This is a genomic window from Mycobacterium sp. 050128 (genome assembly GCF_036409155.1).
Taxonomy (GTDB): domain Bacteria; phylum Actinomycetota; class Actinomycetes; order Mycobacteriales; family Mycobacteriaceae; genus Mycobacterium.
Genome location: NZ_JAZGLW010000001.1, coordinates 2,593,455 through 2,619,291, shown reverse-complemented (window position 1 = coordinate 2,619,291; position 25,837 = coordinate 2,593,455). Strand labels below are relative to the sequence as shown.

The 25,837-nt window shown below is 66.2% G+C and carries 23 protein-coding genes and 1 pseudogene; 10 read left to right on the top strand and 14 right to left on the bottom strand.

The features are described 5' to 3' along the window. Positions 1–38: 38 nt before the first annotated feature. The 4 genes from purH to SKC41_RS12690 all read right to left on the bottom strand — a co-directional run bounded on the left by purH (position 39) and on the right by SKC41_RS12690 (position 4,622). Positions 39–1,622, bottom strand: a complete 1,584-nt coding sequence (purH, locus tag SKC41_RS12705; RefSeq protein WP_330977904.1) for a bifunctional phosphoribosylaminoimidazolecarboxamide formyltransferase/IMP cyclohydrolase — start codon at positions 1,620–1,622, stop codon at positions 39–41. 7 nt (positions 1,623–1,629) lie between these two features. Beyond that, complete coding sequence (gene purN / locus SKC41_RS12700; RefSeq protein WP_330977903.1) at positions 1,630–2,259, bottom strand: phosphoribosylglycinamide formyltransferase; 630 nt, start codon at positions 2,257–2,259, stop codon at positions 1,630–1,632. Positions 2,260–2,369: 110 nt separating this feature from the next. Then, complete coding sequence (locus SKC41_RS12695; RefSeq protein ID WP_442931599.1) at positions 2,370–3,731, bottom strand: cell division protein PerM; 1,362 nt, start codon at positions 3,729–3,731, stop codon at positions 2,370–2,372. A gap of 39 nt (positions 3,732–3,770) precedes the next feature. Then, entirely contained in the window at positions 3,771–4,622 is an 852-nt protein-coding gene (locus tag SKC41_RS12690) for a DUF5336 domain-containing protein (RefSeq protein ID WP_330977902.1), read from the bottom strand. Between the two features lie 284 nt (positions 4,623–4,906). Here SKC41_RS12690 and SKC41_RS12685 point away from each other — a divergent pair, with 284 nt between their 5' ends. Beyond that, positions 4,907–5,755, top strand: a complete 849-nt coding sequence (locus SKC41_RS12685; RefSeq protein ID WP_330977901.1) for an LLM class F420-dependent oxidoreductase — start codon at positions 4,907–4,909, stop codon at positions 5,753–5,755. A 28-nt stretch (positions 5,756–5,783) separates the two neighbouring features. Here the strand turns inward: SKC41_RS12685 and SKC41_RS12680 are convergent, their stop codons facing one another. The 3 genes from SKC41_RS12680 to sucC all read right to left on the bottom strand — a co-directional run bounded on the left by SKC41_RS12680 (position 5,784) and on the right by sucC (position 9,527). After that, positions 5,784–7,307: an acetyl-CoA acetyltransferase gene (locus SKC41_RS12680; RefSeq protein ID WP_330977900.1), complete on the bottom strand. Its 1,524-nt coding sequence runs from the start codon at positions 7,305–7,307 to the stop codon at positions 5,784–5,786. Between the two features lie 141 nt (positions 7,308–7,448). Then, positions 7,449–8,351 carry a succinate--CoA ligase subunit alpha gene (gene sucD / locus SKC41_RS12675; protein WP_330977899.1) on the bottom strand — a complete coding sequence of 301 codons (903 nt, stop codon included), beginning with the start codon at positions 8,349–8,351 and terminating at the stop codon, positions 7,449–7,451. A 12-nt stretch (positions 8,352–8,363) separates the two neighbouring features. Continuing rightward, positions 8,364–9,527, bottom strand: a complete 1,164-nt coding sequence (gene sucC, locus SKC41_RS12670) for an ADP-forming succinate--CoA ligase subunit beta (RefSeq protein ID WP_330977898.1) — start codon at positions 9,525–9,527, stop codon at positions 8,364–8,366. 264 nt (positions 9,528–9,791) lie between these two features. On the opposite strand from sucC, the gene SKC41_RS12665 reads away from it, so the two are divergent. After that, complete coding sequence (locus SKC41_RS12665; RefSeq protein ID WP_330977897.1) at positions 9,792–10,883, top strand: M23 family metallopeptidase; 1,092 nt, start codon at positions 9,792–9,794, stop codon at positions 10,881–10,883. A 1-nt stretch (position 10,884) separates the two neighbouring features. After that, entirely contained in the window at positions 10,885–11,448 is a 564-nt protein-coding gene (locus SKC41_RS12660) for a hypothetical protein (protein ID WP_442931598.1), read from the top strand. A 77-nt stretch (positions 11,449–11,525) separates the two neighbouring features. Here SKC41_RS12660 and pcrA read toward each other — a convergent pair whose 3' ends face one another. Next, a complete protein-coding gene (gene pcrA / locus SKC41_RS12655) occupies positions 11,526–13,865 on the bottom strand; it encodes a DNA helicase PcrA (protein WP_330977896.1) in 2,340 nt (779 codons plus the stop codon). Positions 13,866–14,163: 298 nt separating this feature from the next. Between pcrA and SKC41_RS12650 the strand changes: the two genes are divergently transcribed. Then, positions 14,164–14,487, top strand: a complete 324-nt coding sequence (locus SKC41_RS12650; protein ID WP_279304562.1) for a chorismate mutase — start codon at positions 14,164–14,166, stop codon at positions 14,485–14,487. 109 nt (positions 14,488–14,596) lie between these two features. Then, complete coding sequence (gene pgi, locus SKC41_RS12645) at positions 14,597–16,261, top strand: glucose-6-phosphate isomerase (RefSeq protein ID WP_330977895.1); 1,665 nt, start codon at positions 14,597–14,599, stop codon at positions 16,259–16,261. A gap of 6 nt (positions 16,262–16,267) precedes the next feature. Here pgi and SKC41_RS12640 read toward each other — a convergent pair whose 3' ends face one another. Then, on the bottom strand, positions 16,268–16,843 hold the full coding sequence (locus SKC41_RS12640; protein ID WP_330978863.1) for a TetR/AcrR family transcriptional regulator: 576 nt from the start codon (positions 16,841–16,843) through the stop codon (positions 16,268–16,270). Between the two features lie 91 nt (positions 16,844–16,934). Here SKC41_RS12640 and SKC41_RS12635 point away from each other — a divergent pair, with 91 nt between their 5' ends. Continuing rightward, a complete protein-coding gene (locus SKC41_RS12635) occupies positions 16,935–18,254 on the top strand; it encodes an oxygenase MpaB family protein (RefSeq protein ID WP_330977894.1) in 1,320 nt (439 codons plus the stop codon). 2 nt (positions 18,255–18,256) lie between these two features. Here SKC41_RS12635 and SKC41_RS12630 read toward each other — a convergent pair whose 3' ends face one another. The 4 genes and pseudogenes from SKC41_RS12630 to cobF form a co-directional block, all read right to left on the bottom strand. Further along, the gene (locus tag SKC41_RS12630; RefSeq protein WP_330977893.1) at positions 18,257–19,006 is read right to left on the bottom strand and encodes an SDR family oxidoreductase; all 750 of its coding nucleotides are present in this window, start codon (positions 19,004–19,006) and stop codon (positions 18,257–18,259) included. Between the two features lie 41 nt (positions 19,007–19,047). Then, positions 19,048–19,518: a zinc finger domain-containing protein gene (locus SKC41_RS12625; RefSeq protein ID WP_330978862.1), complete on the bottom strand. Its 471-nt coding sequence runs from the start codon at positions 19,516–19,518 to the stop codon at positions 19,048–19,050. Positions 19,519–19,668: 150 nt separating this feature from the next. Next, positions 19,669–19,911 (bottom strand): annotated as a pseudogene (locus tag SKC41_RS12620) (DNA-formamidopyrimidine glycosylase family protein); the annotation flags it as partial. Between the two features lie 43 nt (positions 19,912–19,954). Beyond that, positions 19,955–20,716, bottom strand: coding sequence for a precorrin-6A synthase (deacetylating) (cobF, locus tag SKC41_RS12615; protein ID WP_330977892.1), 762 nt, complete (start codon positions 20,714–20,716; stop codon positions 19,955–19,957). A gap of 125 nt (positions 20,717–20,841) precedes the next feature. Here cobF and SKC41_RS12610 point away from each other — a divergent pair, with 125 nt between their 5' ends. The 4 genes from SKC41_RS12610 (at position 20,842) to SKC41_RS12595 (ending at position 24,971) form a co-directional block, all read left to right on the top strand. Further along, positions 20,842–21,747, top strand: coding sequence for an AurF N-oxygenase family protein (locus tag SKC41_RS12610; RefSeq protein ID WP_330977891.1), 906 nt, complete (start codon positions 20,842–20,844; stop codon positions 21,745–21,747). A gap of 233 nt (positions 21,748–21,980) precedes the next feature. Next, on the top strand, positions 21,981–22,973 hold the full coding sequence (locus SKC41_RS12605; protein ID WP_330978861.1) for a DUF4873 domain-containing protein: 993 nt from the start codon (positions 21,981–21,983) through the stop codon (positions 22,971–22,973). Positions 22,974–23,242: 269 nt separating this feature from the next. Then, complete coding sequence (locus SKC41_RS12600) at positions 23,243–24,007, top strand: STAS domain-containing protein (RefSeq protein ID WP_442931597.1); 765 nt, start codon at positions 23,243–23,245, stop codon at positions 24,005–24,007. A 97-nt stretch (positions 24,008–24,104) separates the two neighbouring features. Then, positions 24,105–24,971 (top strand): LLM class flavin-dependent oxidoreductase, encoded by an 867-nt coding sequence (locus tag SKC41_RS12595; protein WP_330977889.1) that lies wholly within the window; start codon positions 24,105–24,107, stop codon positions 24,969–24,971. 58 nt (positions 24,972–25,029) lie between these two features. On the opposite strand, the gene SKC41_RS12590 is transcribed toward SKC41_RS12595, so the two are convergent. Further along, positions 25,030–25,830 carry an enoyl-CoA hydratase/isomerase family protein gene (locus SKC41_RS12590; protein WP_330978860.1) on the bottom strand — a complete coding sequence of 267 codons (801 nt, stop codon included), beginning with the start codon at positions 25,828–25,830 and terminating at the stop codon, positions 25,030–25,032. Positions 25,831–25,837 lie beyond the last annotated feature (7 nt).

Genomic DNA, 25,837 nt, shown 5'->3' with positions numbered 1-25,837 from the left:
GTCCCTAATGTGCGTCATGCGCACCGGGTTTAGTGCTGTCAGTGAGCGAAGTGACGCGCCCCGGTGAGGTACAGGGTGACCCCGGCCGCGGCGGCCGCGGCGGTCACTTCGTCGTCACGTACCGAGCCTCCGGGGTGCACGATCGCCTTGACGCCGGCGCGCGCCAGCGTTTCCAGTCCGTCCGGGAAGGGGAAGAACGCGTCGGAGGCCGCGACCGCACCACCGACTCGGTCTGCACCGCGTGCATTCCCTCTTTCAACGGCCAGCCGCGCCGCGTCGACCCTGTTGACCTGACCCATACCGACGCCGACGGTGGCGCCGTCGGAGGCGATCACGATCGCGTTCGACTTCACCGCGCGACAGGTGCGCCACGCAAACACCAGGTCGCTCAACGTCGCCGGGTCCGCCGGCGATCCGGCCGCCAGCGTCCAGTTGGCCGGGTTGTCGCCGTGCGCGTCGAGCTGATCGCGCTGTTGCATCAGCAGTCCGCCGCTGATCGGTTTCAGCTCGGAGCCACCGGCCAGCGGCTCGGAGGCCGCCAGCACCCGGATGTTCTTCTTGCGCGTCAGTACATCGAGGGCATCGGGCGCGTAGGCCGGGGCGACGATCACCTCGGTGAAGATGGTGCTGACGTACTCCGCCATCTCAACGCTCACTTCGGTATTGGTGGCGATGACGCCCCCGAAGGCGCTCAGCGGATCGCACTCGTGGGCCTTGCGATGTGCGTCGGCGACCGACACCGACGAGATGGCGATCCCACACGGGTTGGCGTGTTTGATGATTGCCACACAGGTCTCTTCGTGGTCGAAGGCCGCCCGCCAGGCCGCGTCCGCATCGGTGAAGTTGTTGTAGGACATCTCTTTTCCGTGCAGCTGCTCGGCCTGCGCAAGACCCGGCCACGCCGCCGGGTCGACGTAGAGCGCGGCCTGCTGATGGGGGTTCTCGCCGTAGCGCAGCATCGCCGAGCGGCGCCAGCTGTGGCCGAACCACCGCGGGAAGGTGGTCTCCGGATGCTCGGGCGCCAGCGTCGACTCCATCCAGCTCGCCACGGCGATGTCGTACTCGGCGGTGTGCGCAAATGCCAACGACGCCAGCTTCTTGCGCTCGGCGAGAGTGAATCCGCCGTTGCGCGTCGCCGCGAGCACCCCGTCGTAGCCGAGCGGGTCGACGACCACCGCCACACTCGGATGGTTCTTCGCGGCCGCCCGGACCATCGACGGCCCGCCGATGTCGATCTGCTCAACGCATTCGTCGAGGCCCGCGCCGGAGTCGACGGTCTGGCTGAACGGATAGAGGTTGACGACGACCAACTCGAAGGCGGCGATCCCGAGCTCCTCGAGCGCCGCGGCGTGTTCGGGCTTGCGCAGGTCGGCCAGCAGTCCGGCGTGCACGCGCGGGTGCAGTGTCTTTACCCGACCGTCGAGCACCTCGGGAAAGCCGGTCAGCTCCTCCACCGGTGTCACCGGAATCCCGTTATCTGCAATGGTTTTCGCGGTCGATCCGGTCGAGACGATCTCGACGCCGGCCTCGCTCAGGCCCTGAGCGAGTTCGATGAGGCCGGTCTTGTCGTAGACGCTGATCAACGCGCGGCGAATCGCTCTTCTCGACTCGTCGGTGCTCATGCTGCGCTCATCCCAGGGTCGCCTTTCGTCCGGTCCAGGTCACGCCGCGGGTCGCGATCGCGGCCACCACGTCCACCAGCAGTCTCCGTTCGATGACTTTGATGCGTTCGTGCAACGTCTCTTCGGTGTCGCCGTCGAGTACCGGAATGGGCTCCTGCGCCAATATCGGCCCGGTGTCCATGCCGGCGTCTACCAGGTGCACCGTACAGCCCGTGACCTTCACACCGTAATCCAGCGCTTCGGGAACGGCATGCGCTCCCGCGAATGCCGGCAACAGCGCCGGATGCGTGTTCAGTGTGCGGCCGACGAATCGTGAAAGGAATTGCGGTCCAAGGATTTTCATGAAGCCGGCCGACACGATCAGATCGGGCGAGTGCGCGGCGGTGGCCTCGGTGATCGCAGCGTCCCAGGCATCGCGATTGGGGTGGTCACCGAGGCGGACGGTGAAGGTCGGCACCGAAGCGGCCGCGGCGATCTCGGTGGCCCGGCAGTCGCGATCCACGCCGACCGCGACCACCCGGGCCGGGTAGTCATCGACGGCGGCGGCCAGCAGGGAATTCAGAAGCGATCCGGTGCCCGACGCCAGCACCACGAGTCGCGCCGGCGCACTCGGGGGCACGCGGAGCGGTTCGACCACATCGCGAGCCTACTAACGACGACGCCGCGTCGACCCTGCGCCCAGCGCTAAATCGCCGGCGTGTCATGCGCGCTGAGCGCAGACTCGACCAGATGCGGCGGGGTGGGAGGTTAGCCGGGCGGGGGCTCGCGCTGCTCGGGCGGGGGCTCGCGCTGCTCGGGCGGCGACCCGTCGTCGTCAACCATCTCGTGAGCGGCGGCCTCGTCGGTCGGCTCCTCATCCGGCTCGTCGAATAGACCCACGAAGTCCGCCGGCTCGTCGACGGCTTCGTCGGCCGGCGGTGCGGACGCGCGTTTCTGATTGGGCCGCCGGGGCCTTCTGAATCTGATGGGCCGGATCCCGCCGGTCATCACCACCGTGACCCAGCCGACGACCGCGAACCAGAAGAAGGTGCCGATCCACAGGGCGCCCTGGTCCACCCCGACGTCGCCGAAGTTGCCCAGCCGACCGCCGCTGCCGAATGCCAGCAGCGACATCACCAGCGCCCCGACCACCGCGGCGACCAGCAGCTTGGCCAGCGCCGGAAGCAGCGGGAGCGGACGCCGGGCACATTGCTGGCCGACCGCCACACCCGACGAGGCCCCGACGATCAGCAGCGCTACCCACACCGGTCCCAGCGGCGGCGTCGGCGCCGCAGCCAAGACGGGCAGCGCCGGAATGTCACCGCCGAAAACGGTGAACGAACTGAACGTCGCAAAACCGATATGTGCACTGGAGCCCACCGCGACCGCCGAGGTTCCGACGATGACGTTGGGCGCGTAGAGCATCGAGAGCACGGTGAGGCTGAACTCGCCGAAGATGGAATCGGTGATCCCGTAGAGATCCTGCATCGTCGCCCAGTGCACAACCAGCGATCCGGCCGTCACGAAGCCGGAGAGTCCGACCAGCGCCAGCACACCGGCGACCGCGGCACGCAACGAATCGGCCAGCCAGAAGGGCAATGACGCCGCCGCCAGCGCGCGCCGGCCGACCCGGGATCCCACTCCGATCGCGGCGCCGATGGCGTGCACCGCCACGACGCTGGTGAAGGCGCGCAGGGCGCTGGGTGTCTGCAACTCGGTGAGCACCGTGGACGCGTCGTGGATGACGGCCAGCGCGATCGCCGCGATCAGCACGGGCCCGCCCAACGCCGACGCGACGACCCAACGGACCACCAGCCAGGACGAATAGCGGCTGGTGGCCCGCGCGGTGGTACGCGCGGTCGCCCACACCATGAACAGGATCGGCAGCAGCGGCAATACCCCGAGCTCGCGGCCGCCGATCGAAATCGGCACCTTGTGCACACCCAGCCAGATGCTGGCGATCGCCCCGAGCGCGCCGGTCATGTCGCTGTTGGCGATCAACAGCTGTAGCAGCGTGACCGCGGCGATGACGACCAACGCCAGCACTGCCGGGCCGAACGCGACCCGGACGAGGTCGCGCGCCTGGCGAGCGCCCGCTGCCCGCTCCCCGCTTTCTGACACCCTCTTCACTCTTGGCGCACGTGCCCTACGAGGCGCGAGAACCTGAGGTTAGGACGGGGCCGGTCCAGAGGGCGACTGCTCCCCGCGCTGCTCGGCACCAGTACCGCCGACCGACGGGGGCGGGCTGAAGCTCGGGAAGCCGGTGGGCGGTGTCGAGGGGCCCTGCTGCGCGGCGGGCTGCGGCCCGGACTGCGGAGACTGCGCGCCGAAGCCGCCGGTCGGGATCGCACCCTGGGTCGGGGCCTGGCTCGAGGGGTTGTAGCCGCCGTATTGCGATCCGTATCCCGACTGCGGGTTGGGCTGCTGCGGGGTCTGCTGACCGTAGTACCCGCCGTGCTGTTGACCGCCGTATTGCCCGTACTGACCGTATTGGCCGTACTGCTGCGCGTAGGGGTCGTACTTGGGCCGCGGCGGCGGCGCGGTGATAACGCCGGCGTCCAGCAGCAGCGCGACGGCCGCGGCGACCGCCTGCAGCACGCTGGCCGCAACCAGCGGCCACATCGCCCAGCCGACGGCGAATCCGGACGGGGTGTTGATGACCTCGGCGATCGCCAGCAGCGCACCCAGGACGGCGACGGCCGCCACGACTCCCGAGTAGTTCTTGGCCTTCGGCAGCAGGCTCAACCCCGCGAGCAGCGCGGCCAACACGGCGACGAGCACCGCGGTGCCGGCGTCACCGGCGCGTCCGCCGGCAGCCGGACCGAGGTCGGAGCTGAGCACGAAGGTCGGCGCGAAGTTCAGCAGGTACACCGCCAGGCCGAGCACGACAACCGCGATGTTGACGTACAGCGGCAGCTTGCTCTCGCCGTCGTCGGTCTTCGCGAACGAAGGGGTGGCACCCGGGTAGGAGCCACCGGGCTGCGCTTGCGGATAGCCGGGACTCCCGGGCGAGTAGGTCATGACTCCTCCTGTTGCTTCCAGTGCCTTCAAGACCTCGACAGGCGCCACCCCGCCGTTGCGGTGCGACGCTGTGCTTCCAGGGCCCGCCGTACTCAACTACCAAGACGTGCCCGCGCCTGCGTTGCGCGCGATCGATCAACCACGCTAGCGCACGTTCGGGCGGGCGTGCCGGAGCGACCGGCCGCCGCGCGCGACCAGGGCGGATCGCCGCGGCACCCCGTCTTCGAGGCACTCCGCGGGGGGCGGGTTGCTCGGCACAGGTAGAACACGTTCTAATTCTGTCCATGGATTACGGGCTAGTGCTTTTCACCAGTGACCGCGGCATCTCGCCGGCGGCCGCCGCCAAACTTGCCGACGACCACGGCTTCAAGACGTTCTACGTGCCGGAACACACCCACATCCCGGTCAAGCGGGAGGCGGCGCACCCGACCACAGGTGACGAGTCGCTGCCGGACGACCGGTACATGCGCACGCTAGACCCGTGGGTGAGCCTGGGTGCCGCGTGCGCGGTGACGTCGCGGGTGCGGCTGTCCACCGCGGTGGCGCTGCCCGTCGAGCACGACCCGATCACGCTGGCGAAAAGCATCGCCACGCTGGACCACCTGTCCGGTGGCCGCGTCAGCCTGGGTGTCGGATTCGGTTGGAACACCGACGAACTGGCCGACCACGGCGTGCCGGCCGGACGCCGCCGTACCTGCCTGCGCGAGTACCTCGAAGCGATGCGCGCGCTGTGGACACAAGAGGAAGCCTCCTACGACGGCGAGTTCGTCAAGTTCGGCCCCAGCTGGGCGTGGCCCAAGCCGGTGCAGGCGCACGTTCCGGTGCTGGTAGGCGCCGCGGGCAACGAGAAGAACTTCAAGTGGATAGCGCGCAGCGCGGACGGCTGGATCACCACGCCGCGCGACTTCAACATCGACGAACCGGTGAAGCTGTTGCAGGACACCTGGGCGGCCGCCGGTCGCGATGGCGCCCCACAAATCGTGGCGCTGGACTTCAAGCCGGTGCCCGAGAAGCTGGCGCACTGGTCCGAGCTCGGGGTGACCGAGGTGCTGTTCGGCCTTCCGGACAAGTCCGCCGACGAGGTCGCCGCCTACGTCGAACGTTTGGCGGGCAAACTCTCGTCGATGGTGTGAGCGGGCCCGAGGGGCTCTAGCCCAGCCGCTATCCCAGGGAAGCCCGGTTCCCGTTGTCGGTCGACCACACCGAGATCTGGGCACCGAGCGGATCGTCGTTGCTCATCAACGCGACGAGATCCTCGTCGTCGGTGGTGGCCATGAAGCGCGTGTCGTCCGCCGCGAGCCGGCCGACGATGATGCCCGTGCAGATCGGCCAGTCGTAGCGCACGGAGTACGTCTCGATCGTCGCCGCGCCGTCGGGCTCCTTCGTGACCGCTACCTTCGGCAGCGCCTCGATCTGCTTCTTCAGCGCCGCGCAGTTGTCGGTGCGCCAGTTCACCGGTGTGGTCGAGTAGATACCGACCGAGTACTTGCTCATGATGCCGCCGTTGGCACCGACCAGGCCGAATTCCCCCGGCCTGTCCCGCATCTGCGCGACCGTCTCGGCGATACCGTGCAGCGAGTAGCTGTTCCCGGGACCGCCGAAGTACGGCAATCCGCCGGTCAGGGTCAGGCCGCGTGGATCGTCGGCGTCGATGCCGAGGGCTTCGCAGATGACGAACACCGGGAACGGAAAGCAGCTGTACAGGTCGAAGGTGGCGATGTCGTCGATGCCAATTCCGGCTACCCGCAACGCTTCTCGGGCCGCATGAACCGCGGCCGGGCTGGCGCCGAGGTCGACGCGATCGAGCATCGCCTGCTCGATCATGTCCGAGTGGCCGTGCAGATAAACCCACTTGTCCTGCGCCACACCGAGGCGCGTCGCCGCCTGCACCGACATCAGCACCGCCGCGGCGCCCTGGTTGACTTGATCGCGGGCGACGAGCAGCCGAGGGTAGGGGTCACAGATCATCCGGTTGTCGTCGGTCACGGTAATGATCTCGTCGACCGACCGCTCGAGCGGCGATGACGAAAACGGGTTCTTGGCAGCCACTTTCGACATCGGGGCGAACAACTCGGCCATCTCGCGCCGATAGTCGGCCACGCTGTGACCGAGGCGGGCCCGACGCGCGTTCTCCATCAGCCCGTACTGAACCGGCGCCCCGGTCAAGCCGTGCTGGATCGTGTAATCGTCGATGTAGCTGAAGATCTGGTGGCCGCGATCCTCCAGCTGACCCTCGATGTGTTCGGTGAAGTTGGGCTTGTCATCACGATTGGCGAAGTAGCGAGCCGTCGATCCGGGCTCCGAGCCCATGATCAACACGACGTCAGCGTCGCCCGCGGCGATCGCGTTGCTCGCCTCGGTGACCAGCTTCTGCGGACCCTGTCCACCGACGGGTTCGAGGACCACGCGGGCCGGGTCGCCGCCGAGACGGTTCATTACCGAACGCGGGTAGTTGTTCGACTTGCCGAGCGTCGCCGGCATCGGTCCCGAGATCTCGAACTGCCGCAGCGCAAATACCGTGTCGACGGCCCGCGCAACGCCTTTGGCGCCGGTGTCGGCAAGCGCTTCCCGCACGGCCGCCGTCGCGAGGTCGACCGCCGACATGCCCCGATAGTCGGGATCGTCGATGCGCTCGGTGAACTGGCCGACGCCGACGAGCACCGGAGTACGCGGATCCACCGACATGACAAAACCTCCTGGCAACTGTTAGTTCGACAGGCTAACCGATGCCTGGGACCAAAACGAAACTGCGGCCAGCCCGCGGATTCTCCTGAAATCGCGGCCTGACCGGGGCCCCACCGGAGGTAGGGGACAGTCTCGGAGAAGCTAGAGGTTCTGCAGGATCTCCCGGGCGAGCGCCGCGGTCTCCGACGGCGTCTTGCCCACCTTGACCCCCGCGGCCTCCAAGGCTTCCTTCTTGGCGGCCGCCGTGCCCGACGAGCCGGACACGATCGCGCCCGCGTGGCCCATCGTCTTGCCTTCCGGCGCAGTGAATCCCGCGACGTAGCCGACGACCGGCTTGGACACGTTGGCCTTGATGTAGTCGGCCGCCCGCTCCTCGGCGTCACCGCCGATCTCGCCGATCATCACGATGACCTTGGTGTCGGGGTCCTTCTCGAAGGCCTCGATGGCATCGATGTGGGTGGTGCCGATCACCGGGTCTCCACCGATACCGATCGACGTCGAGAAGCCGAAATCGCGCAGCTCGTACATCATCTGGTAGGTCAGCGTGCCGGACTTCGACACCAGCCCGACGGGGCCGGGGCCGCTGATGTTGGCGGGGGTGATGCCGGCCAGCGCCTCACCCGGAGTGATGATGCCGGGGCAGTTCGGGCCGATGATCCGCGTCTTCTGCCCCTTGTGGACGTTGTAGGCCCACGCATATGCGCTGTCCTGCACCGGAATTCCCTCGGTGATGACCACCAGCAGCGGAATCTCGGCGTCGATGGCTTCGATGATGGCGTCCTTGGCGAACTTCGGCGGCACGAAGACGACCGACACGTTGGCGCCGGTCTCCTTCATCGCCTCCGCGACGCCGGCGAACACCGGAAGTTCGACGTCCTTGCCTTTCGCGTCGACGTGCGACACGGTGGTGCCGGCCTTACGGGCGTTGACGCCACCGACCACCGCAGTGCCGGCCTTCAGCATCAGGGCGGTGTGCTTGGTGCCCTCACCGCCGGTGATGCCCTGGACGATGACCTTGGAGTCCCTGTTCAGGAAGATCGACATTGCTTGGCTCCCTTACTTATTCGCCAGCTCGGCGGCTTTGTCGGCACCGGCGTCCATGGTCTCGGCCTGGATCACCAGCGGATGGTTGGCTTTCGCCAGAATCTGGCGGCCTTCGTCGACGTTGTTGCCGTCGAGCCGGACCACGAGCGGCTTGTTGGCCTCGTCGCCGAGCATGTTCAGCGCGGTCACGATGCCGTTGGCGACGGCGTCGCAGGACGTGATGCCGCCGAAAACGTTGACGAACACGCTCTTGACCTGCTTGTCGTTCAGGATGACGTCGAGACCCGCGGCCATCACTTCGGCCGAGGCGCCACCACCGATGTCGAGGAAGTTGGCGGGCTTGACCCCACCGTGCTTCTCCCCGGCGTAGGCGACGACGTCGAGCGTCGACATCACCAGACCCGCGCCGTTACCGATGATGCCGACGGCGCCATCGAGCTTGACGTAGTTGAGGTCGTGCTCCTTGGCCTTGAGCTCCAGCGGGTCGGTCGCGTCGCGGTCCTCGAACTCGGCGTGGCCGGGCTGGCGGAAGTCGGCGTTGGCGTCGAGGGTGACCTTGCCGTCCAGGGCGAGGATTTGGTCGTCGGGCGTGCGCACCAGCGGGTTGACCTCAACCAGCGTGGCGTCCTCGGCGACGAACAGCTCCCACAGCTTGGAGATGGTGTTCGCCGCGGCGTCGAGCACCTCGGCCGGCAGGTGTCCCCGCTCGGCGATGGACCGGGCGGTCGCCAGGTCGACACCGGTCACGGCGTCCACCGGCACCTTGGCCAGCCGCTCGGGCTTGGTGGCGGCGACTTCTTCGATCTCCATACCGCCCTCGACCGAGCACATCGCCAGGTAGGTGCGGTTGGCGCGGTCGAGCAGGAACGAGATGTAGTACTCCTCGGCGATGTCGCTGGCCTCGGCGACCAGCAGCTTCTTCACGATGTGGCCCTTGATGTCCAGGCCGAGGATGTTCTTGGCGTGCTCGTACGCGTCGTCGGGTGTCGCGGCGAATTTCACGCCGCCCGCCTTGCCGCGGCCACCGACCTTGACCTGCGCCTTAACCATCACCGGCGCGCCGACCTCGGTCGCGATTTCCTTCGCACCCTCGGCGGTGTCGGTTACACGACCGGGCGTAGTAGGTACGTTGTGCTTTACGAACAGTTCTTTCGCTTGATACTCGAAAAGGTCCATGAACTCACTGTCTTCGCTCGAGTTAATTGCAAGGCCTACAGCTCGGCGGTGCCGGAATCGGCAACTCGCACGGTGGAACTGTATCCACACTCAAGATGGCCGCTACCGCCGCATCCACCCATGTGGCACAGGTCACGACACGCCGGGAGTGCTCAAACGTGATCCAGTTCACAATCCGCCTCCGAGGTTGCCAGTCGGATCGGTAAACGGATAACGTCCTAAAGTCCAGATAACGTTATGGTCACGATACGAGGACATTTCAGCTTGTCCCAACACCGTCTCGCGCGTACTCCTGCGTTGTCAGGAGCCGGTCGCCGTCATCGCGACCAGTGGGCGCAACCCCACCAGAACGAAGTCACCGAGATCCTGCCGTTGGACGGCTTCGATTTCGACGACTTGGACTTCGCGGACTCCGGTGAGCTCGACGAGCTGGACCTCAGCAACGACTCGACGTTCGATTACGAAGCACAAGTGCTGCTCGCTCCCGAGCTCGACGACCTCGATGAGGTCGACGATCTAACCCCACTGCGATTGGCGGCCCCCGCCCCCCTGGCCTCCGCTGCTCCCGTGAACGAAGGCCTCGCCCAGCTCGCCCTCAAGCTCGGCGCAGACCCCGGCTCGGCCGACATCGACGTCAGCGGTATCCGCCGCAGCGGGCAGCACCGCAAGCAGCCGACCAGTGCGACCAAGGGCCGCGTGCTGATCTCGGCGATGGCCGCGGGCGCGGCGGCGGCCGCGGCACACACCGCGACCAGCCAAGCCGAAACCACCAAGGCCGAGACGGTGCTAACCGCCACCGCATCGGCACTGACCGGCGGATCGAGCGGCAACGCGACCCGCGGCGCCCAGGTGATCGCGGTCCAGCCGGCGGCCAACGCCGTGCACAACCAGGAGCTCGCCAAGGGCGTCGCTTTCGCCAACGACCGCGCCCAGCGCGAGGCACGACTGCAGCAGCCGCTGTACGTCATGCCCACCCACGGGATCTTCACCTCGAACTTCGGCTATCGCTGGGGCGTGCTGCACGCCGGCATCGACCTGGCCAACTCGATCGGAACGCCGATCGTGGCGGTGTCCGACGGCGTTGTGATCGACGCCGGCCCGACCGCCGGCTACGGCATGTGGGTCAAGCTGCTCCATGCCGACGGCACCGTCACGCTGTACGGCCACATCAACACCACCCTGGTCAGTGTCGGCCAGCGCGTGCTGGCCGGCGACCAGATCGCCACGATGGGCAACCGGGGTAATTCCACCGGCCCACACCTGCACTTCGAGGTGCTCCAGGGGGGCACCGAACGCATCGACCCGGTCCCGTGGCTGGCCAAGCGAGGAATTTTCGTCGGCAATTACGCTGGTTGAGGTGACCGCGCCGAACGACCCCGGATCAACTGAGCCGCCCGCCGAATCACGAACACGGATCATTCGACGTGCCCCGAGCGGGCCGATGCCCTCGATCCCGGACAACCCGACCACGCACCTGCCGCGCCAAGCTACACCCGATCAGGGAGCCGTTCGCGCGGCAGCGCCCAGTGGCCATCCGGACCGTCCGGTCGATGAGCCGACTCCCCGGACGGTCGCCGCGGCCGCCGCGGTCAGCATCGTCAGCGGCTGGGCCACGTCGGTGGTCGCTACGGATTTGATCGCCGGCTGGTGGCGGACCGATCGCCTGTTCTGCATCGCGATCGCCTTCCTGGCGCTGGTGTTCGCGACCGCCACCATCACCGGCGTGATCATGCTGCTGCAGCGTCGCGCGTTGGGCCGCTACCTGGTCATCACCGGAGCCGTGGTCGCGGTGCTGACCTACGGCGGCGTTTTCATCGCGGGCGCCCGCGTCGCCTGGATCGTGCACGCCTTCCCGGTGCTGCCGATCGCCAGCGTTCTATTGGCGATGCACCCACAGACCAAACGCTGGCTGCAGGAGTAGGTCCGTTTCGGCGAACGTGCTCTGATGGCGAAACCGCGGCCATTTTTTCGCAATGACTGCACGCTCGGCGAAACGGTTCAGAGCTTGCTGACCGGAGCGTGGTTGTGCATCAGCTTGACCCGCCCGGAGCTGCCGAAGTCGATCAGCGACATCGCCGATTCGCCGACGCCGGACACTTCCTCGACGCGGCCCAGCCCGTACTTGTCGTGAGTCACGCGATCGCCGGGCTCGAGCACCAGCAGCGGCCGTTTGCCCGCCCCGGAGCGGGTGGGCGCCACCCGCGGCGTGCCGAACCGTCCGGCACCGCTCACCGGCGCGCTGTACGAGGGGGCCGGCGCGGTGCGTCGCCAATCCATCAGTTCTTGCGGAATCTCTTGCAGGAAACGCGATTCCGGGTTCAGCATCGGCTGCCCCCAGGAGGAGCGGACGATCGCCCGGCTCAGATACAACCGTTGTCGGGCGCGGGTGATGCCCACATAGGCCAGCCGCCGTTCCTCGGACAGTTCGGTCGGGTCGTCGAGCGCGCGCATGTGCGGGAACATCCCGTCCTCCCAGCCGGTGACGAACACCACCGGGAACTCCAGACCCTTCGCGGTGTGCAACGTCATCAGCGTCACCACGCCGGCCGCATGCTCGGGAATCTCATCGGTATCGGCGACGAGCGACACCCGTTCCAGGAATTGCGCCAGCACACCGGTGTCGGGCACGTCTTCGTCCTCAGGAGCCTCGTCGAGCGGGCCGGCTCCCCCGGTTTCTAAGGCCTCGTCGATGCTGAATTCGTGTGCAACGCTGACGAGTTCGTTGAGGTTGTCCAGCCGGGCCAACTCCTGCGGATCGGTCGAGGACTCCAGCTCCCGACGGTATCCGGTGCGTTCCAGCACCGCCTCGACCAGATCGCCGAGGTCGTCGTCGAGGTGGCCCCGCAGCTCGTCGAGCAACTCGACGAATCCCGAAATCGCCTTCTCCGCACGGGAATTGAGCATCGGGACTTTGCCCTCGGCCGCGGCGACCAACGCGTCGGCGAAGCTGGCGCCGGTGTTCTCCGCGTAGACCGCCACACACGCCTCGGCGCGGTCGCCGATACCCCGGCGCGGGGTGTTGAGGATGCGCCGCATGCTGACCGCATCGCCGGGGTTGTCCAGCACCCGCAGGTAGGCGACGATGTCGCGGATTTCCTTGCGCTCGTAGAACCGCACTCCCCCGACAACCTTGTACGGGATGCCGGCGCGGATGAACACCTCCTCCAACGACCGCGACGAATTGTTGGTGCGGTAGAAGACGGCTACATCGTTATAGGTAATTTCGCCCTGCTCGGCGAGCGCGTCAATTTCTTGAGCAACGAACCTGGCCTCGTCGTGCTCATTGTCGGCGACATAGCCGACGATCAACTCCCCTTCGCCGGCGTCGGTCCACAGCCGCTTCTCCCGGCGCCCGGAGTTGCGCGCGATCACCGAATTGGCCGCCGAAAGAATGTTCTGTGTCGAGCGGTAATTCTGCTCCAGCAGAATGGTGGTGGCGTCGGGGTAGTCGCGTTCAAACTCCTCGATATTGCGAATGGTGGCGCCCCGGAAGGCGTAGATCGACTGATCCGCGTCGCCGACTACACATAACTCCGCGGGTGGCACGGCGTCGTCGGTCGAATTGGCGTCCTCACGCCCGACCAATTCCCGCACCAGGACGTACTGGGCGTGGTTGGTGTCCTGGTATTCGTCGACCAGGACGTGCCGGAACCGACGGCGGTAGTACTGGGCGATCTGCGGAAAGGTCTGCAGCACCGCGACGGTCTCGCCGATCAGGTCGTCGAAGTCCAGCGCGTTGGCCGACCGCAGCCGCCGTTGGTATTCGGCGTAGACCGAGGCGACGGTGTGAGCCAAGTCATCGGATCCGTCCGTGAGGTTGGACACAGCTTGGTCCGGATCGATCAGTTCGTTCTTCAGGTTGGAGATCGCGACGGACAGCAGCCGCGGCGAGTACCGCTTGATGTCCAAACCCATGTCGCGCCCGATCATCTGCAGCAGGCGTCGCGAGTCGTCGGCGTCGTAGATCGAGAAGTTGGAATTGAGGCCCTTGATCAGGGAGGCCTGGTTGCGCAGGATGCGAACGCACGTCGAATGAAAGGTGGACACCCACATCGCGCGGGCGCGATTCCCAACCAGCCGCACCACCCGTTCACGCATCTCAGCGGCGGCTTTGTTGGTGAAGGTAATCGCGAGGATCTGGCCGACCCCGACGCCGCGTGCGGCGATCAGGTAGGCCACGCGACGCGTCAGCACCGCGGTCTTCCCGGAGCCCGCGCCCGCCACGATCAGCAGTGGCGAGCCCTCGTGTACGACGGCCTGGCGTTGTTGCGGATTGAGTCCGTCGAGCAGCTGGTCTATCTCGGCGGCGAGCTTGGCATCGGTTGCGTGCACAGTCATGTCCGCCTCAATTTACCGCCCACCACCGACGGCATGTGCCCAGGCCACGGCACCATTGCGGGGCTAAACGGGATCAACTTTTCGTTTTGCTCCCGGGTGTCCGCGGGTGTGGCACACTCGTTACATGGACAATACGCAGCTCCATCGCCGCCTCTCGATCCTTGAGTGGCGTCGCCGATTTTTCTGTGGGTACCGGCCCGCGGTGCCCACGGTCTAGCTGCGATTGCTAGAGCCCTGTGGTCCGCTTCCGGATTCAGGGCTCGAACTTTTTCCAGAGCGAGAAACGTTTTCCAGCCCAATAGCGAACAAGACGAAAAGAACAACACAAAACAACACGGGGGTAGCAGGGATGAGCGTCGAGATGATCGACATTGAACAGTTGGCGAACATTGAAGAGTTGCGCCTTGAGATCGACCGGCTGGATGCCGAGATTCTTGCGGCCGTCAGACGACGTGCCGAAGTTTCGCGGGAGATCGGCCGCGCCAGGATGGCGTCCGGGGGGACGCGCCTGGTTCACAGCCGTGAAATGAAGGTCATCCAGCGTTACAGCGAGCTCGGCCCGGAGGGCAAGGACTTGGCGATGCTGCTGCTGCGCCTGGGCCGGGGCCGGCTCGGCCACTGACAATCCTCGATACCGAGGATTATTTACCGCGAATTTCTGTATTCCCGCGGCGAATTGTGCTGCCCGCTAGCGGTGGCTGTGGCCCGTAACCGCGCACTAGGGTCGAACCATGACCTCCGTGCTCACCATCCCCGACATCACCGCCACGCCGGCGTGGGACGCCCTGCGTAGGCATCACGAGCAAATCGGTGAAACCCACCTGCGCCAAATCTTCGACGACGACCCCGATCGCGGTCGCGATCTGGCGGTGACGGTCGGCGACCTCTACATCGACTACAGCAAGCACCGCGTCACCCGTGAGACGCTGCGGCTGCTGGTCGACCTGGCGCGCGCTGCCAATCTCGAAGAGCGCCGGGATCAAATGTTCTCGGGCGTGCACATCAACACCTCGGAGGATCGCGCGGTTCTGCACACCGCGCTACGGCTGCCCCGGGATAGCGAGCTGGTTGTCGACGGCCAAAATGTCGTCGAGGACGTCCACAGCGTGCTCGATGCGATGGGCGATTTCACCGATCGTCTGCGCAGCGGCGAATGGACCGGCGCCACCGGGGAGCGAATTCGCACCGTCGTCAACATCGGCATCGGCGGTTCGGATCTGGGTCCGGTGATGGTGTATCAGGCATTGCGCCATTACGTGGACGCCGGAATTTCGGCACGTTTTGTCTCCAACGTCGACCCCGCGGACCTGGTCGCAAAGCTTGCCGATTTAGACCCCGCGACAACCCTTTTCATCGTCGCGTCCAAGACGTTCTCGACGCTGGAAACGCTCACCAACGCGACCGCCGCACGCCGCTGGCTGACCGACGCGCTCGGCGACGCCGCGGTGTCGAAGCATTTCGTGGCGGTCTCGACGAACAAGCGCCTGGTCGACGAGTTCGGTATCAACACCGACAACATGTTCGGGTTCTGGGATTGGGTCGGCGGACGTTACTCCGTCGATTCGGCGATCGGGCTGTCGGTGATGGCTGCGATCGGCCGGGAGGCCTTCGCCGATTTCCTGTCCGGATTTCACCTCGTCGACGAGCACTTCAGAACCGCGCCGCTGGAGTCCAATGCGCCTGCCCTGCTGGGCTTGATCGGGCTGTGGTATTCGACCTTCTTCGACGCCCAATCGCGCGCCGTACTGCCGTACTCCAACGACTTGGCCCGCTTCGCCGCCTATCTGCAACAGCTGACCATGGAATCCAACGGCAAGTCGGTGCGTGCGGACGGCACGCCGGTCACCACCGATACCGGTGAAATCTATTGGGGCGAACCGGGAACCAATGGTCAGCACGCCTTCTATCAATTGCTGCATCAAGGCACCAGGTTGATACCGGCCGACTTCATCGGCTTCAGCCAGCCCACCGACGACCTGCCCACCATCGAGGGCACCGGCAGCATGCACGACCTGTTGATGAGCAACTTCTTCGCGCAGACCCAGGTGCTGGCGTTCGGCAAGACCGCGCGGGAGATCGCCGCCGAGGGCACACCCGCCGAAGTGGTGCCGCACAAGGTCATGCCCGGCAACCGGCCGTCGACTTCGATTCTGGCCGAACGGCTTACGCCGTCTGCGGTGGGACAGCTGATCGCACTGTACGAGCATCAGGTGTTCACCGAGGGCGTGGTGTGGGGCATCGATTCGTTCGATCAGTGGGGTGTGGAGCTGGGCAAGACGCAGGCCAAGGCGCTGCTTCCGGTGCTCACCAGCGACACCTCCCCGGCGCCACAGTCGGACAGCTCGACCGACGCCCTGGTCCGTCGTTACCGGGCCGAACGCGGACGAGTCAGCTAGGGGCTCTCAGCCACTCGGGCTCATCACGTCGGCCCCGAGCCGCCGCACAAAGGTGCGAAGGCGTTCCACGGTCGCGGTCTGCGGGTCGGACAGGTGCAGCCGCAGCAGTTCGCGGCCGGAGGCGTGCAGGATTCGGGCGGTGTATTCGGGATCGTGCACGTGCGGGTTGATGCGCAGCAGTTCGCGGACGAAGAACTGGAGCACGACGGCTTCGGACTGGGTCAGCCGGGCATACAACTCCGGTGGCGCGCCCTGCGGCGGGAACATGAACAGCCGCCACGTCGCCGGGTGGGCGTCGACGGCGGCCAGCACCCCGTCGAACGCGAGCACGAAGGATTGGTCTTCGGCGACCCCGTCCAATCCGGAGATCGCCTCGGCGAACTGGGCGCCGGCCCGCGCCGCCTCGCGGTCGATCAGTTCGACGAACAGCCCGGCCAGGTCGCCGAACTTCTGATAGATCAACGACCGGTTGATACCGGCTTGCGCGGCGATGCGTTGCGGCGTCGCCGCGTGGAAGCCTTCGGCGTCGACGATCGCGTGCGCGACGTCGAGGATCTGCTCGCGGCGCTCCTCGGCAGTCATGCGTCGCCTGGGGCTGACCACAGTCACGCTTGACAGCATAACTAACAACTTGTGAGTATTACTCACTGACTGTTAGTTAGCGGAGGGTGTGATGGTCACGTACTACCCCGAACTCGCGAAGAGAGTCCGTAGCCAGCGCGAATTGCAGCCCGACCTCTACGGCAACTTCGACTTCGACCAGCGCCCGGATCGCCTGGCCATTGAGCCCGACGTCGACACCGCCCTGCCCACGTGGGTCGCCGACCGGGCGCCCATCCTGGCGGACGACCGCGTCGTCGAGTTGATGAGCACGGCCACCCTGCTCGGCGATGTCGTCGCCGATCCCTATGCGGCGCTGATGACGACGCACAGCGTCACCCACCTGATCGACATGCTCAAGACGGCCTGCCGCCACGGGCTCGAGGCGGTGCCCGACGCACCCCCCGAGCTGGTGTCGTTCATCGCCGCAATGGAGGCGACCCCGCCGTGGATCGACTTCGATCTGGTGCGCGAGGGTGCTCGGCAGGAACGCATTCCGGCGGCGCTGCTGGCCCCATTCATCACCCGCGGCGCCTTCGTCGCAACCTTCACCAACACCTACGCCGCGCTGCCGATGGCCCTGACCGGAGCCCTCTCCGGCAAGCGGGCCGCCCGCCGGGTCAACGAGACGGCCAGCTTCTTCGCCGTCACCACCCTGCCCGGTGCGCTGGACCGCTACGGCCCCGGATTCGAAGCCGCGGCGATGGTGCGACTGATGCACTCGATGGTCCGCTACAACGCGTTGAAGAAATCCGACAAGTGGGACGTCGCGATCTACGGTATGCCGGTGCCGCAGGTCGACCAGATGCCGGCCGGGATGATCGGCCAATATCTGTTGGCACGCAAGGCAAGTCAGCAGGGCCGCACCGAATTCACCGCCGAAGAGCGTGCCGTCGTCGAATTCGCCCGGTATCGCTGCTTTCTGCTGGGCCTGCCGGAAGAACTGCTGCCGTCCGAACCCGCCGACATCATCCACGTCATGCACGCGCGCTCGGCATTGCTGCGGCACGGGTTCGACAAGATCTGCCGAGAGCTGGTGCGCGGCACCATGGCGGCCTATCTGCGCCCCGATACCACGCTGTTCGACCGTTGCGCCGACGCGGTCGAAAAGAGTTTCAGCAAGTTCACTTTCGTGCGCACGTTCTGCGGCGGCAATCGGGACGTCGCCGAGGCCATGGGCGTCTCACTCGACCCGACGGATCTGCTGCGCATCGCGCTGACCGCACCGTTCATCATCGGACGCTTCACCGCGGTCAGCCACGCCAGTCGCATCCCCGTGCTTCGGGACATCACCGATGCCTACGTGATCGGGCTGCTCAAGCTCCGGCTAAAGACCTACGGCAAGCCCGAATTCACAAGCGACGCAACCCATTACACACCGGTTCCGCACTGAGGTCAGGCGAACGGTTTGGTCAGCGGCGGCGGCAGCACCCGCATCAGCTGCACCAGTGGCGCCCACGGCCAACGCGGCACCACCGCCCGGCCGGGCTCGCGCTCGATCGCCGCGACCAGTGCCCGAACGCCAGTTTCGTTGTCCACCATCAACATTGTGCTCGACGATTTGGCGGTCATCTCCGACTCGATGTAACCGGGCTCGATCGACGAAATCTTGATGGGACCCTTGGCGTATTCGGCGCGCAGCGATTCGCCCAGCGACGTCAGTCCGGCTTTGCTTGCGCAGTAGGCGGCTTTGACGCCGGGGACGCCCTTGTTGCCGAGGACCGACGAGATCAGCACCAGGTGGCCCGAGCCGCTCTTGTTGAACATCTCGAGAGCCGTTTCGATCTGCACGAGCGCGGCCAGCAGGTTAGTCTCGATGGTCTTCTTGTTCGCCCAGAGCTTGCCGCTTCCCAACGGGGCTCCGCTGCCGATTCCGGCGTTGACAATGATGCGGTCGATGCCGCCCAATTCATCGCTGAGCTCGGCGAACACCTTCGGCACCTGCTCGTGCTCCCGGACGTCCAGCGCGGCCACCGCGATCTTGATCGACGGATACTGCTGCGAGAGCTCGGCTTTCAGCTCATCGAGCCGGTCGGTGCGACGGGCGCACAGCGCCAGGTCGCGCCCCTTGGCGGCGAAAGCACGCGCCATGCCGGCGCCCAGGCCGGAACTGGCGCCGGTGATGAGGATCTTCTGGCGAGTCACCCGGGCAGCATATCGACAGGTGTCAAGTTCGCTACGATCGGCTACTTGAGCAGCCGTGACATCCGCCGATCGGCCAACACCTTGCCACCGGTCTGACACGTCGGGCAGTACTGAAAAGACTTGTCCGCGAACGACACTTCCCGCACGGTGTCCCCACACACCGGGCAGGGCAGCCCGGTGCGCGCGTGCACCCGCAGCCCGGAGCGCTTCTCCCCTTTGAGCATCGCCGCGCCTTGGCCGACGGAGCGGTTGACCGCGTCGGTCAGCACCGAGATCATCGCGTCGTGCAGGGTGACGAGCTGTTCGCGCGTCAGCTTTCCGGCCGTGGCGAACGGCGACATCTTGGCGACGTGCAGGATTTCGTCGCTGTAGGCGTTGCCGATTCCGGCGATCACCTTCTGGTCGGTGATGACGGTCTTGATCCGCCCGGTATTGCCGGCCAGCACCCCGGCCAGGTCGTCGACACCCAGATCCAGGGCGTCCGGGCCCAGCGCGGCGATGCCCGGCACCAGCTCCGGGTCGTCGACAAGCCACACTGCCAGCCGCTTCTGGGTGCCGGCCTCGGTGAGGTCGAAGCCCGGCGCCTCACCCGGCGTGCCCAGGTGGACGCGCAGCGCGATGGGTCCCTTGCCGGGACGCAGCGGGGCCGCGGCCAATTTGTCCGACCAGCGCAGCCAGCCCGCGCGGGAAAGGTGGGCGATCAACAACAGATTGCCGGCCTGCAGCCCCAGATACTTACCCCACCGGTTGGCTCCGGTGACGGTAAGGCCGTGCAGCACGCTGATCGGCGGATCGAAGGTTTTCAGGACCGACAAGGCCCCGACATCGACGCGGCCGATCGTCGAACCGACGGCATGGCGCCGCAGATGGTCGACCAGCGCTTCGATCTCGGGCAGTTCGGGCACCTATCCAGTTTGCCGATCGCAGCTGTGAAGTGTCCATCGAGGCTCAGGACCGCCGTAATAAGTAGGTATCCATGATCCAGCCGTGCCGTTCGCGGGCCTGCGAACGCAGCGCCACGATGCGCGACCCCACCTCACCGACAGTGCCCGCGACCAGCAGCTCGTCGTCGGTACCCAGGTAGGCGCCCCACCAGATCCGGGTGTCGGCGGGGCAGGCCGCAAACGAGCAGTCCGCGTCGAGCATCACTATGACTGAGGGGCCCGAGCCGTCCAGCCCGTGCATGCGTAGCTGGCGGCCGGTGGTGATCAGCACGGGTTCGCCGACGTCGTTGAGCGGGATGCGGTGCCGGGCGGTCAGCGCCTGGACGGCCGTGATGCCCGGGATGACGTCGAAGGTGAAGTCGATCTCGGCCGCGACCGCGTCGAGGATCCGCAGCGTGCTGTCGTACAGCGACGGGTCCCCCCAGGCCAGGAACGCCCCGACGCCGTCGGGGCCCAGCTCGGTGGCAATGGCCTGCGCCCAGATCCGGGTGCGCGCCGCGTGCCAGTCGGCGACCGCGTCCCGGTAGTCGCCCGGCTCGTCGCCCGGGCTGGACCGCTTCGGATCGGGCAGTTCGACGAAGCGATAGCCGGGTTCGCGGATGAACCGCGCGCAGATATCGCGTCGCAACGCCACCAGGTCGCTTTTCACCTGGCCCTTGTCCATCGCGAAGAACACCTGGGTGTCGTTGAGCGCCTCGATCGCCTGCACGGTCACGTAGTCGGGGTCGCCGGCGCCGATGCCGATCACGTGGATATGCCGACTCACCCGCTACCTCCTCATGCCTCGTTCCCCGTCACATTGCCGAATCGCAACCCCGAACACCTAGTCGGGGTCGCAAGTACCCAGTACCATGGGTACCGTCTGAAGCACCCAATGAAGGGACGCCAGCGATGACTACTGCGGTGCGGCCGGGCGGGCCGAGTCGTGAAGAGTTCTCGGAGCGGCTACTGAAGGGCTCGGTCAAGAAGTCCTACGAGCCGATCGTCGACATCGACTGGGATGCCCCGCTGGACCCGGACAAGTTCTATCTGCCGCCCCGGCTGGTCTCGCTGTACGGCACGCCGATGTGGGACGAGATGACCCGCGAGCAACAAATCGAGCTCTCCCGCCAGGAATTGGTCAACGAGTTGTCGGCCGGCATCTGGTTCGAGAACATGCTCAACCAGACGCTGCTGCGCACCATCCTGCACGAGGACCCGACGAGTTCGTCGACGCATTACAAGCTGACCGAGCTGGGCGACGAGACCCGGCACATGGTGATGTTCGGCAAAGCCATCGAACGCATCGGCGCCAAGCCGGTGCGCCCACGGCTGCTGCACCGGTGGATCATCAACGCCCTGCCGCTGGTGTTTCAGCGCGGCTCGATGCTGTGGGTCGCCGCGCTGATCGGCGAAGAGATCTTCGATTCGCTGCAACGGCAGATGATGGACGACCCGGAATTACAGCCAATCATCCAGCGGCTCATGCGGATTCACGTCACCGAGGAGGCCCGTCACATTCAGTTCGCTCGCGATGGCGCCCGCAAGCGGGTACAGACGATGCCGCGACTGAACAGATTGTTCATGGCCAACATCAACGGGCTCGGCGGGTACTTCTTCCGCTACCTGTTCAGCAATCCGATCCCCTACGCGCGCACCGGCCTGGACCCGAAGCGGGCGCGCGCGACCGCGCGCAGCAGCGCGCACCGCCACGAGATGCAGGTCGCCGGATTCGCCCCGCTCGCAGCGTTTTTGACCGAGATCGGCCTGCTGGGCCCGATCGCGCGTCGCGGCTGGAAGCGCACCAACTTTCTGTGAGCCCCACGCAGGTCATCGTTGTCGGCGCGGGAGCGGGGGGCCGGGGTGTCGCAACCGAACTGCTCGCTGCGGGCATCACCGATGTCGTTCTTCTCGATAAATCCCCGGTAGTCAGTTCGCGGTTCGACGACGGCACCCACACCTGGGAGTTGCGTACCGCCGTGGGCGAGACGCTGCACGGCCGGGCGGTCGTCACGACCGATCAATCGATACTCGTCGCATGGACGCCAGAGCTGGCCGGCCGCAATGACTTTCGCGGTATCTCGTTTCATGCGGCGCAGTGGGACGCCGATTTCGATCCGACCGGCAAGCACGTCGCGGTCGTCGGCGCCGACTCCGGCGCCGGTCACTACCTGCCGCGGCTGACCGCGGCGGCGGCCTCGGTCACCGTTTACGCGCACCCGCCGCGCCGGATCGTGGCCGAATTGCCGCTGCCGCCAACCCGTGTCAAGCGCTGGCTGCGCCGCAAAGCCCTGGCGTCCCTGGGCCGCAACCAATCTCGTCCCGCACGCGTAGCATCGCCGATCGCCGCGATCACCGCATCGGGCATTCGCACCAGCGATGGTGTCGACCACCGCGCCGACGCGATCATCTACGGCACCGGGTTCACGATTACCGATCGGGCATCTGAGCTGATCGGTAGCGGCGAATTATCACTCGAGCAAACCTGGGCCGACGGCACCGAGCCGTTCCTGGGCATCGCGATCCACGGTTTCCCTAACTACTTCTCGATCACCGGGCCCGATGTCGTCGCGCAAACTCGCCGTGTCGTCGAATGCCTTGTGTTGCTGAAACACAGCGGCAGCACCCGTATCGAGGTATTGCGCAGCAGTCAGCAAGTCTTCAACGAGCGCGCCCATTTCCAATCCACCCCGCCATTACGGGTGGCTCGGATTTCCAAGGCGTTCGACTTGTCATCCGGCGCGCCCACCGACGATTCGATATATGACGGCAGCGCGACGCTGACCATCGCCGGCACGTCCCTTCCGGTACGGGTGCGGCTGGCCGGACGCCTCGATCCGGTCGACGGCCGTTACCACTGGCAGGGAACGCTCTTCGGCTCCCCGGCCCAACCCCTACCGGACGAAGCGCTCAAGCAGATCCGTACGGCGACGCTGACGGTCGGCGAACGCAGCGCGGCGGCCCGCATCGTCGAGCAGACGCCGTGGGGCACCCACGCGGTCGCCGGCGTGGGCGCTCCCCCCTATGCGATGACGGAATCCTGACCGGCTCCGGATTCTCTCGTCTGGTGGCATCGATGCCACTGAACTAACGTGAGAAGTCTCTGCCGCCGGGGGGGCGGTTCCTCATTCGGATCTCCGGATGGGAATTCGAGGGAGGAGGTGATGGAATGTCCGATCGATACGTTCGGTTACTTTCCGACCGCGCAAGGATTCGTGTGCCCTGACCGCCACTAGGACACGCGCCCACAAACCGCTGCATCGCGAAGCGCGATAAGCAGGGATAATGTCCTAGACGGAAAGGAGTGCCTCTCGTGAGTGCGGTAGCTGAGTCGCCGAGCTCGCTGGCCGTTGCGACACGGACGGACGACTCGATCGCCGTCCTGACCGTCGGCGGTGTGCTTGACGCCAGCAACTTCGGGGCGCTGCGCGAGAGCATCTCAAAGGCAACGCTGGACGAGCCGACGGCGGTCATCGTCAACATCAGCGAACTCAAGGTGCCCGCGGAGTCGGCATGGTCGGCCTTCATCAGTGCCCATTTGCAACTCGGCACTCAGACCAGAGTTCCGATTGTGCTGGTCACCGCGCATCGCGCGACGCGCGACGCGCTCACCCGCAGCGAGGTCGCGCGCTTTATGCCGGTCTACTCGACCGAAAAGGCGGCCATTAAAGCGCTCGGCAAGCTCACCCGTCAGACCATCCAGCGGGCCGATTCCGTGTTGCCCGCGAACCTGACGAGCCTGCGTGAATCACGCCGGCTGGTCCGCGAGTGGCTAACCGAGTGGAAGCAATCCGGGCTCATCCCGGTCGCGCTGGTGGTCGTCAACGTGTTCGTGGAAAACGTGCTGGAACACACCGGCAGCGTCCCGAAGATGCGGATCGAGACCGACGGCGAAACCGCGACCATCGCGGTATCCGACGAGAGCACTTCGGCCGCCGTGCGGCTGCCGTCGCCGGACAAAGGCATCGACGTGTCCGGGCTGGCGATTGTCGACGCGCTGTCCCGCGCGTGGGGCAGCACCCCGACGGCGTCGGGCAAGACGGTTTGGGCCGTGATCGGCCCCGAGAATCAGCTGTAGTCGGGTCGCTCCATCCCGCTATGTGGGACCCGCCCGCAAGCCAAACTAGAACACGTTCTAGTGTCGTGTGACGGCCCCCACAAGGAAGGCGGATGACGTGCGGTTCACCTACGCAGAGGCGATGACCGACTACCGGTACTACATCCCACTGGCCCAAGCCGCCGAGGCGGCCGGGTACCACGCGATGACGATCGCCGACAGTATCGCCTACCCCTACGAGTCCGACTCGAAGTATCCGTACACGCCGGACGGCAACCGCGAATTCCTGGACGGCAAGGAGTTCATCGAAACCTTCGTGCTGACAGGGGCATTGGGCGCGGTGACGACGAAGCTGCACTTCAACTTCTTCGTCCTCAAGCTGCCCATCCGACCGCCGGCGCTGGTAGCCAAGCAGATTGGCTCGCTGGCCGCGTTGACCAACAACCGGGTGGGCTTCGGGGTCGGTACCAGCCCGTGGCCGGAGGACTACGAGCTGCTCGGTGTCCCGTTCGCCAAGCGCGGCAAGCGCATGGACGAATGCATCGAAATCATCCAGGGACTCACCAGCGGCGACTACTTCGAATTCCACGGCGAGTTCTACGACATCCCCAAGACGAAGATGACGCCGGCTCCCACCGAACCGATCCCGGTCCTGATCGGTGGCCACGCCGACGCCGCGCTGAAACGCGCCGCCCGCCTGGACGGCTGGATGCACGGCGGCGGCGACCCGGAGGAACTCGACGGGCTCCTGGCCAAGCTCAAGCGGTATCGCGAAGAGGCCGGCAAGACCGGCCCGTTCCAGATTCACGTGATCTCGGTCGACGCCTACACCGTCGACGGCATCAAGCGGTTGGAGGACAAGGGCGTCACCGACGCCATCGTCGGCTTCCGTATCCCCTACATCAAGGGCAACGACACCGAGCCGCTGGAGAACAAGATCCGCAACCTCGAGATGTTTGCCGAGAACGTCATCGCGAAGGTCTAGCGGAGGTCGCAAGCGCGGCGAAACCGGGCGAAGCGGGCCGTCGCCCAAATTTCAAGCCTCATAGCGGATCCCACTTGGGAGCCCGCTTCTCCATGTGCGCCGTGGCCGCCTCGACCGGGTTGTTCGTGAAGCCGCTGAGGATCTGAGTGCGGTTCTCGATTTCGATGGCATGCCGCAAACTGGGCGCGTCGAGCGCGGCGTTGAGCCCAATCTTGGTCTGCCACACGCCATAAGCATTGTTTTCGGCGATCTCGCGGGCCTTGCGCAACGCCGCCGGCATCAGGTCGTCGGGCGCGACCACCTCGTGCACCAGTTTGATGCGGTACGCCTCGTCGGCGTCGATGATCCGGCCGGTCAGCATCAGCTCGCGCGCCACGCCCGCACCGACGATTTTCGGCAGCAGGTAACTGGTGCCCATGTCCATCGACGAGAAGCCGGCCTTGATGAACACCGAACCGAACCGGGCCTGCTGTGACGCCACCCGGATATCGCTGACCAACGTGAACGCCAGGCCGCCACCGACCGCGACGCCGTTGACCGCCGCGATCACGGGGATGTCCAGTTCGTAGATTCGGGTGTAGAGGTTGGCCAGCCGCACCTGAGCGTCGTAGTTGACCTTGAACGCCGGGGTTTGGCGGCCGGCCGGCTGGGTCCAGGCCTGGCCGGTGCCGCTCAGATCGGCGCCGGCGCAGAATCCGCGTCCGGCACCGGTGATGATCGCGACCCGGTACTGGCCGCTGCCGAGCACGTTCAGGGCGGCGTCCATACCGTCGATCAACGACCCGTCGATCGCGTTGAGACGCGCCGGGCGGTTCAGGGTGATACAGGCGATGTTGTCCTCGAGAGTTTCCAATTCCACGGCAGGC